The sequence below is a fragment of the Lactobacillus delbrueckii subsp. delbrueckii DSM 20074 = JCM 1012 genome (genome assembly GCF_001433875.1).
Classification (GTDB): domain Bacteria; phylum Bacillota; class Bacilli; order Lactobacillales; family Lactobacillaceae; genus Lactobacillus; species Lactobacillus delbrueckii.
In genome coordinates this window covers 1,742-10,181 of the sequence record NZ_AZCR01000053.1, presented here as the reverse complement: position 1 = coordinate 10,181, position 8,440 = coordinate 1,742, and the positions used below count along the sequence as shown (strand labels likewise).

Annotated in this window: 8 protein-coding genes and 1 pseudogene; 8 read left to right on the top strand and 1 reads right to left on the bottom strand. The window is 51.2% G+C overall.

Annotated elements, in window-relative coordinates; translation table 11 throughout:
- Positions 1 to 274: 274 nt before the first annotated feature.
- The 6 genes and pseudogenes from FD23_RS10630 to FD23_RS10625 form a co-directional block, all read left to right on the top strand.
- The gene (locus FD23_RS10630; RefSeq protein ID WP_230844814.1) at positions 275 to 760 is read left to right on the top strand and encodes a hypothetical protein; all 486 of its coding nucleotides are present in this window, start codon (positions 275 to 277) and stop codon (positions 758 to 760) included.
- 165 nt (positions 761 to 925) lie between these two features.
- Positions 926 to 1,060 carry a hypothetical protein gene (locus FD23_RS10905; RefSeq protein ID WP_230844815.1) on the top strand — a complete coding sequence of 45 codons (135 nt, stop codon included), beginning with the start codon at positions 926 to 928 and terminating at the stop codon, positions 1,058 to 1,060.
- A gap of 6 nt (positions 1,061 to 1,066) precedes the next feature.
- Positions 1,067 to 1,648, top strand: a complete 582-nt coding sequence (locus FD23_RS06970) for a hypothetical protein (protein WP_003614986.1) — start codon at positions 1,067 to 1,069, stop codon at positions 1,646 to 1,648.
- 99 nt (positions 1,649 to 1,747) lie between these two features.
- On the top strand, positions 1,748 to 2,569 hold the full coding sequence (locus tag FD23_RS06965) for a Cof-type HAD-IIB family hydrolase (RefSeq protein WP_025896149.1): 822 nt from the start codon (positions 1,748 to 1,750) through the stop codon (positions 2,567 to 2,569).
- A gap of 119 nt (positions 2,570 to 2,688) precedes the next feature.
- Complete coding sequence (locus tag FD23_RS06960; RefSeq protein WP_025896147.1) at positions 2,689 to 3,171, top strand: MarR family winged helix-turn-helix transcriptional regulator; 483 nt, start codon at positions 2,689 to 2,691, stop codon at positions 3,169 to 3,171.
- An 80-nt stretch (positions 3,172 to 3,251) separates the two neighbouring features.
- A pseudogene (locus FD23_RS10625) lies at positions 3,252 to 3,716 on the top strand (ATP-binding cassette domain-containing protein); the annotation flags it as partial.
- A 109-nt stretch (positions 3,717 to 3,825) separates the two neighbouring features.
- On the opposite strand, the gene plsY reads toward FD23_RS10625, so the two are convergent.
- Complete coding sequence (gene plsY / locus FD23_RS06945; RefSeq protein WP_025896143.1) at positions 3,826 to 4,467, bottom strand: glycerol-3-phosphate 1-O-acyltransferase PlsY; 642 nt, start codon at positions 4,465 to 4,467, stop codon at positions 3,826 to 3,828.
- 92 nt (positions 4,468 to 4,559) lie between these two features.
- Here plsY and parE point away from each other — a divergent pair, with 92 nt between their 5' ends.
- Together parE and parC are read left to right on the top strand one after the other, a co-directional pair.
- Positions 4,560 to 6,494, top strand: a complete 1,935-nt coding sequence (parE, locus tag FD23_RS06940; RefSeq protein ID WP_155445156.1) for a DNA topoisomerase IV subunit B — start codon at positions 4,560 to 4,562, stop codon at positions 6,492 to 6,494.
- A gap of 14 nt (positions 6,495 to 6,508) precedes the next feature.
- The coding region (gene parC / locus FD23_RS06935; protein WP_236743904.1) for a DNA topoisomerase IV subunit A at positions 6,509 to 8,440 on the top strand (1,932 nt) is incomplete at its 3' end.

The following is an 8,440-nucleotide window of genomic DNA, read 5'->3' as shown; positions in this document are numbered from 1 at the left end:
GGAGTCATTTCCCGATCGAGCTCTTATTTCAAAATAAAATTGCCTAAAATCGTTGATAACACTTGACTTAGAGTAGAAAAAAGCTGTTCATGGCCTCAGCTGGCAATTTGCCGATGAAAAAGAAGCAGTTTACGCTGACTACCTGGCTTCAGAGGCGTTTGCCAGGGGAATAGCCAGCAATAATTTAACCATGGGAATTGCCGTTTCCAGTTTGATCGCGGTCATTGGCTTTTTAGGCATATTTGACCTCAATTCAGATTATGCAAATATCTCGGTGCTTCCAGTAATTGCCAGTGAATGGGTCTATCTTTTCCTGCTATTAGCCAACCTGCCCAACCTGTTTTTGCTCATTTGGCTACAAAAACGCCCGCAGGCTGCCGAGCTTGAAATCCGGATCTGCTTTGCCAACCTGGCGGTCAATGCCATCTTGTCTGGTTTTACCTTGTACAGTACCCAGGAGGGGAGCAGCTACTTTTTTGAACTGGTCTTGATGATGATGGTCATCTGCGTCTTTCCCTACTATAAAGCCGGGCATGGCTTATCTTTAGTGGCTTTGAGCCTGCTCATGATCTCAGCAATCATTCTTGTCAACCATGTCCAGGTTGCCTGGCAGGATGCCTATGACCTCTTCCTCTTTTACGTTATCGGCCAGGCCTGTATTGTCCTGCGCCGGTACTGGTTTAGGCAGAGCTCTTGTTACAATTACATCCTGCACCAGGCCAACGGGACGCTTTTTGTCGCAGCCGGACCGATGAATTGACCGGCCTGTATAACCGCCTGGCCTTGCGGGAAGACTTCCCCCTATGGCGGGGATGAAATCTTGATTATTGCTTCTGGCTTAGAAGATGGTGATTTTGTTAAAAAATTGCAGATTTTTCAAGCTGAATATGCTAAACTAAACCAGTAATTAGAAGAGCCAGCCACTTTGAGCATCGGCTATGCTACCAGCGCGGTTGCCAATGAAGAAGAGTTGCGGAAAATGATTCAGCTGGTTGATAACTATCTTTACCAAGCCAAAAGACAAGGCAAGAACCAGGTGGTTGGCGCAGAGAAGAAATGAGGCATTATGTACAGCTACATCCTGAAAGAACAAATCAAGATCTACCGCTACTTGACGGTTGACGCGGTCAACGCCGCTTTGGCGGACTTGCGGCAAAAAGGCATCAGCCTGGAACTGGAGAGCACGGTCGGGACGGCAGGCAACTTCGTGACCCAAAACGACGGGGTGGTGGACCTGGACTACCAGTTAAAGCTGGTCAAGGCGGCCGAAGAAGATCCAGCGGCCCTTCTGGCTAAAATCAGCGCCGGCTTAACTGCCGGTCTGGCCAGCAAGTTCGAAGGCGGCCGGGAAAACAGCCAGGCTTTAACCTTCCTGCACCGGGCTAAGAAGAGCGGCAAGGTCAACTTTAAGTTAGACTTGACCATCATCAAGGAAGAAGACGGGGATGAATACCGCCTGGTCAAAACTGACGGTGGCAAGTGGAGTGAAGCCTTTAATACCCGCTTTTTGACCATCCAGGAAGAAACGATTAAGGACTGGGACCAGTGGGAAGACTTGCGCGAGGATTATCTTCGCCTTAAGAACGCAGATCCGGCTGGTCTGTCAGTCGACCTCTACCGGCAGGCAGTCAACCAGATCTACGGTTAAGAAGTGTGAAGCAAAGCAGGCATTTGCCTGCTTTTTTCATGCAGAAAGCTTTGAAATCCTTTACAAAAAATGAAATAATGGTCTAAGAAGCTAGAAAAAATGAGTTTGGAGAAAAAGATGGAAGAAAAGAAAAAAATCAAATTAATCGCGACTGACATGGATGGCACCCTGGTCAATGACGCCAAAGAGGTGCCCGCTTCATTTGCCCCTTGGGTCTTAAGCCACCCGGACCAGCAGATGGTGATCGCCAGTGGTCGGCCATATTACACCAATGAAGAGCTTTTCAAGGAGATCAAAGACCACTTGATCTTCATTGGCGACAATGGCGGCTTGATCTACCAGCAGGGGCAAGTCTTGGCCAAGGCCGGCATTACAGCGGAAGAAGCAAAATTCTGCTTGGACCTCTTTAAAGATGAGCCCCTGGCCAATCCGATTCTCTGCGGGGTCAGCCAGGCAATCTGCCACGACCCTAAAGGTGACCGGAACTTTTTAAAGCAGCTGGATACTTACTATATCAAGCGCCGCTATGTTGAAGACCTTGAAGCTGAAGTAAACAGCGATGAAATTATCAAATTCACTGTTTATATCGAAGGCGGGGCCGCTGAAAGCATCTACCGGCAACTGCCGGAAATGCCGGGCAACTTAAGCGCGGTTTTGGCTGGGCCGGAATGGATCGACATCGTTAACAAGGACGCCAATAAGGGAGCAGCGGTAAAGAAGATCGCTGACCTTAAAGGAATCAAGCAAGATGAAATTCTGGCTTTTGGCGACTACTTAAATGACCTGACCATGTTAGAAGCGGCCGGGACCAGCTACGCCATGGTCAACGGCCACCCGGACTTGAAAAAGATCGCTGACCACATTGCCCCAAGCAACAATGATGAAGGAGTAATGCAAATCCTGCGAAAATTGTTTGATTAATTGCTGACAGCTGCCTTTTGGCGGCTGTTTTGCTTTACATTGTCATGATCCAGGTATACTAGATAGGTAGGTACCGAATCTTAATTTCTTGATTATTTTTTGCAGAAAAGACAAGCAGGATGGCAGAAGAAGAACTTAATGAAGAATTGTTTTACCGGAGCATGCGTTTGCAGCGGCAACTGGCCCAAATGGGAATGCGGTATGAGAAGCTGCACGGCGGCGTCCGGGGGCAGAACCGAACTTTGGCCCTGCTCAGCAAGAATGAGGGGATGAAGCAGGTGGAACTGGCCCGCTTTGCCAGAGTAAGGCCATCCTCAATCAGTGAAGTCGTGGACCGTTTGGAGCGGCATGGCTTGATTGAACGGCGCCGGGATAACAGCGACCACCGGTTTTTCCGCCTCTACTTGACTGAAAAGGGCAGAGAGCAAAACAAACGCAACCACTCCAGCTGGCTGGGCTTTGTTGGCGACTTGATGAGTCCTTTAAGTGACGATGAAAAGGCGGAATACCTGAACATCTTGAAGAAACTGGACAAACAGGCATTATTCTTAGAAGAACGCATGGAAGAAGATGCCAAAAAAGAGGGTGAAAACCATGCTTAAAATTGCTATAAAAACATTGACTTGCTGGGCGACTTGCCTGGCAAGTCTTTTTTTATTAGTACAAGTTGCATGTGATTTGTGGGACAATTTTTGCCAATATCAAGTACGGCCGGGAATATGCCAGTGATGAAGAGGTTTACCAGGCAGCCCGCCTGGCCAGGGCCGACAGCTTCATCCGCCAGCTGCCGGATGGCTACGAGACCCTGTTAAACGAAGAAGGGACAAACATTTCCCAGGGGTAAAGGCAGCTCTTGACGATTGCCCGGGCCTTTTTAGCTGATCCGGAAATTCTCATCCTGGATGAGGCGACCAGCTCGGTTGACACCCGGACGGAAAGCTTGATCCAGAAGGCGATAGCCGATCTGAAGCAGGAAAGAACCAGCTTCGTGATTGCCCACCGCCTGTCAACCATCCAGGATGCCGATAAGATCATCGTGATCAACCACGGCCAAATCGTCGAAAGCGGCAACCACCAAAGTCTCTTGGCCAAGGACGGCTTTTACGCTGACCTCTATCAGAGTCGGTTTTTGGGCCAGGAAATCTGAAAAAAGCCATGATTCTGGCGAATCATGGCTTTTGCTTTAGCAATATTTAAAAAATAGCCCTTTGCATTTTGAACGTGTGTTCCGTATAATAGGATTGGTTCAAAAATTACTACTCCTTCTTGTCCTTGTCCTGCTTTTGCTTAATATGATAGTAAAGGCCGAAGGAAACCAGGTTCTCATTTCCGGCGATAATCCGCTTGATGTTGGCCCGGTGGCTCCACCAGATGAGGACAACCAGGACTCCTGACATGACTGTCAAGAAGGTATCATGGAAGAAGAAGCTGGAAATAAAGATCAAGACGACTGAAATCAAGCTGCTCAAGGACACCATGCTGGTGATTAAGAGCAGGGGGATGAAGAAGCAGGCGCAGAGGCCGAAGAACTGGACATTGTAGCCCAGAAGAAAGCCCGCCGTGGTGGCCACGGCTTTGCCGCCCTTGAACTTGAGGAATATTGAGAAGGCGTGGCCGAAAATAGCCGCTGCCCCGAAAATCAGGCACAAGTGGTGGCCACCCAAGTGGAAGATCCGGGGAAGGCAGGTGGCCAGGGTTCCCTTGAAGAAGTCAACCAGGAAGACCAGGGTGCCGGCCTTGGGGCCCAGGACTCGGAAGGTGTTGGTGGTCCCGATATTGTGCGACCCGTAATCCCGGATATCCCTGTGGTAGAAGAGCTTGCCGACCAAAACACCGGTCGGAAAAGAACCAATTAAGTATGCTAAAATTAATAGTAATGCAAATTTCATTGCAAACATCAAATCAACTCCGTTTATCATGTACCTGCTATTTTAACAAATAACGGACTGAATTGATACGAAGTTTATAATCTAAAGCTTGGAGATGTTTTATTTTGCCAAAGAACACCTATGATGATTCTTCAATTCAAATTCTGCACGGGCTGGAGGCAGTCCGCAAGCGGCCGGGGATGTATATCGGGTCAACCGACATCCACGGCTTGAACCAGCTGGTCTACGAAATCGTCGACAACTCCGTCGACGAAGCCATGGCTGGTTTTGGCCAGGAAATCAACGTGACCATCCACGAGGACAATTCCGTGACCGTGCAGGACTTCGGCCGGGGGATGCCGACAGGGATGCATGCCTCAGGCCGGCCAACCATTGAAGTCATCCTTACTGTCCTGCATGCCGGAGGCAAGTTCACGGAGCAGAACTACAAGACCTCCGGCGGTCTGCACGGGGTCGGCTCTTCCGTGGTCAACGCCCTGTCCAGCTACATGAAGGTGCACGTGGTGCGTGACGGCAAGGCCTACGAGGAAGAATTCAAAAATGGCGGTCACCCAATCGGCACCCTCCGCTGCCTGGGGGCGACCAAGGAAAAGACCGGGACCACGATCACTTTCAAGCCGGACCCGATGATTTTTTCAACGACTAAGTACAACTACGAGACCATCCAGGAAAGAATCCGGGAATCGGCCTTCCTGCTTAAAGGAGTCAAGTTTACTTTGACGGACGAGCGGACGCCAAACCACCACGACGTCTTCCAGTATGACGACGGGATTGAAAGTTTCGTTTCCTACCTCAACGAAGGCAAGGGGACGATCGGCAAGGTCTTCTACTTTGAAGGAAGCCAGGACGGGATGGAAATCGAATTTGCCGGCCAGTACAGCGATTCATACTCAGAGAACTTTGTTTCCTTCGTCAACAATGTCCGGACTGTTGACGGCGGCTCCCACGAAGTCGGGGCCAGAAGCGGCTTTACCCGGGCCTTTAACGACTATGCCAAGAAGCAGGGGCTTTTGGGCAAGAAGGACAAGAACCTGGAAGGGTCCGACTACCGGGAAGGGCTCAGCGCCGTTTTGAGCGTCAAGATCCCGGAAGAACTGCTGGAATTTGAAGGGCAGACCAAGGGTAAGCTGGGGACTCCCCAGGCCAGAAGCGCGGTCGACAGCATCGTTTACGAGAAATTGTCTTACTACCTGCTGGAAAACGGGGAATGGGCTCAGGATCTGGTCAAGAAGGCCCTAAGGGCCCGGGATGCCAGAGAGGCGGCCAAGAAGGCCAGAGATGAGTCCAGAAACGGGAAGAAACGGCACAAGAAGGAAGTCCTGTCCGGGAAATTAACCCCGGCCCAGTCCAGAAACCCTAAGAAAAACGAGCTTTTCTTAGTCGAAGGGGACTCAGCCGGCGGCAGCGCCAAGCAAGGCCGGGACCGCCGCTTCCAGGCCATCCTGCCTTTGCGGGGGAAGGTTTTGAATACCCAGCGGGCCAAGCTGGCGGATATTTTCAAGAACGAAGAAATCAACACGATGATCCATACGATCGGAGCCGGTGTCGGGACTGAATTCAAGGTTGAAGACTCCAACTACGACAAGATCATCATTATGACTGATGCCGACGACGACGGGGCCCACATTCAGATCCTGCTTTTGACCTTCTTCTACCGCTACATGCGGCCGATGATCGAAGCAGGTAAGGTCTACATTGCCCTGCCGCCGCTTTACAGAATCAGCAAGAAGCAGACCAACCTTTACGCCTGGACCGATGAAGAACGGGATGAGGATGAAAAGAAGGTGGGCAAGGGCTATGCCCTGCAGCGCTTCAAGGGGCTGGGGGAAATGAATGCTGACCAGCTCTGGGAGACGACCATGAATCCAGAAAGCCGGATGCTGATCCGGGTCAGAATCGACGATGCCCAGTTGGCTGAACGCCGGATAACCACCTTGATGGGTGACCAGGCTTCCGCCAGAAGAAAGTGGATTGAAGAAAACGTCAAATTCCGCCTGGGCGAGGAAGAGTCGATCTTAGACAAGGTAAATGATTAGGAAGGAAGCAGTATATGCCAGAAACTCACGAGCGGATTCGTGAAATGCCTTTGGAACAGGTCATGGGCGAACGCTTTGGCCGCTATTCCAAATATATTATTCAAGAACGGGCCTTGCCGGACATCCGCGACGGGCTAAAGCCCGTGCAAAGACGGATTCTTTACGCTATGTACCGGGACGGCAATACGGCTGACAAGCCTTTTAAGAAGGCAGCCAAGGCCGTCGGTAATATCATGGGTAACTATCACCCGCACGGCGACAGCTCTATCTACGGGGCCCTGGTCTTCCTGTCTCAAGACTGGAAGATGAGAGAGCCATTGATCGAAATGCACGGCAACAACGGGTCCATGGACGGCGACAGTCCCGCCGCCATGCGTTATACGGAATCCCGCCTGGCCAAGATTTCCAATGTCCTGTTGGAGGATATCGACAAGGAAACCGTGCCAATGGTGCTCAACTTCGACGACACCGCCTATGAACCAACGGTTTTGCCAGCCCGCTTCCCTAATCTTCTGGTCAATGGATCAACTGGGATTTCTTCTGGTTACGCCACGGAAATTCCGCCCCACAACCTGGGCGAGGTTTTAGACGCCACTATCCACTTGCTCAAGCACCCGGATGCCAGCCTGGAAGACCTGATGACCTTTGTCAAAGGGCCAGACTTCCCGACTGGCGGGATCGTCATGGGCAAAAAAGGCTTGCGGGATGCCTACAAGACCGGTAAGGGCCGGATCCAGGTCCGGGCTAAGACCCATATTGAAGAGATCCGGGGCCACCGCCAGCAGATCGTGGTGACGGAAATTCCTTACATGGTCAACAAGGCCCAGCTGGTTAAGAAGATCGATGAAATCCGGGTCAGCCGGGAACTGGACGGAATCAGCGAAGTCAGAGATGAAACTGACCGCCACGGTCTCTCTATTGTCATCGAACTTAAGAAAGACGCTGACGCCCAGAACATCCTCAACTATCTCTTGAAGAATACTGACCTCCAGGTTTCCTACAACTTCAACATGGTGGCCATTGCCCACATGACTCCAGTCCAAGTGGGCCTTAAGCGGATCCTGGCCGCCTACCTGGAGCACGAAGAAGAAGTCGTAACCAAGCGGACCCAGTTTGACTTGAAGAAGGCCTCAGACCGGCTGGAAATCATCCAGGGTTTGATCAAGGCCATGAGTATCTTGGACCAGGTGATCAAGGTCATCCGGGCTTCTAAGAACAAGGCTGACGCCAAGAAGAACCTGGTAGCGGAATTTGCCTTCACTGATCGGCAAGCCGAAGCCATCGTCTCCTTGCAGCTTTACCGCTTGACCAATACTGACGTTTTGGCCCTGCAGGCTGAAGAAGAAGAACTGACGAGCAAGATCGCAGCTTACGAGAAGATTTTGGCGGACCCGAAAGTTTTGCAAAAGGAAATCATCAAGGAACTCCGGGCCGTCAAGAAGGAATTTGGCTCAGACCGGCGCAGTGAAATCAGCGATGAAACTGCCAGAGTCGAAGTTGATGAAAAGGCCTTGATCACGGAAGAATCAGTCCGGGTCTTGATCAGCCGTGACGGCTACATCAAACGGTCCTCAATGCGGTCCTTCCAGTCAACTGAAGCCGGCGACAATGGCTTGCCGGAAACTGACCGGGTGGTTTATGAAGGGAGCCTGTCGACTTTGACCAACCTCTACCTCTTCACCAACCACGGCAATTTGATCTACCGGCCGGTGCATGAGCTGGTTGAAAGCAAGTGGAAGGATGTTGGCCAGCACTTGTCCCAGGAACTGGGCCTGGCGGCTGACGAGAGCATCATCCGGGTCTTTGCCTTGGAAGCTTTGGATGATCCAGACCTGGCCTTCCTGCTGGCCACAAACGACGGCTTTATCAAGCAGGTGGCCCTGGCTAACCTGCAGCCAACCAGAACCTACAAGTCTCGGGCAATTATGGCCATGAAGATGAAGGGG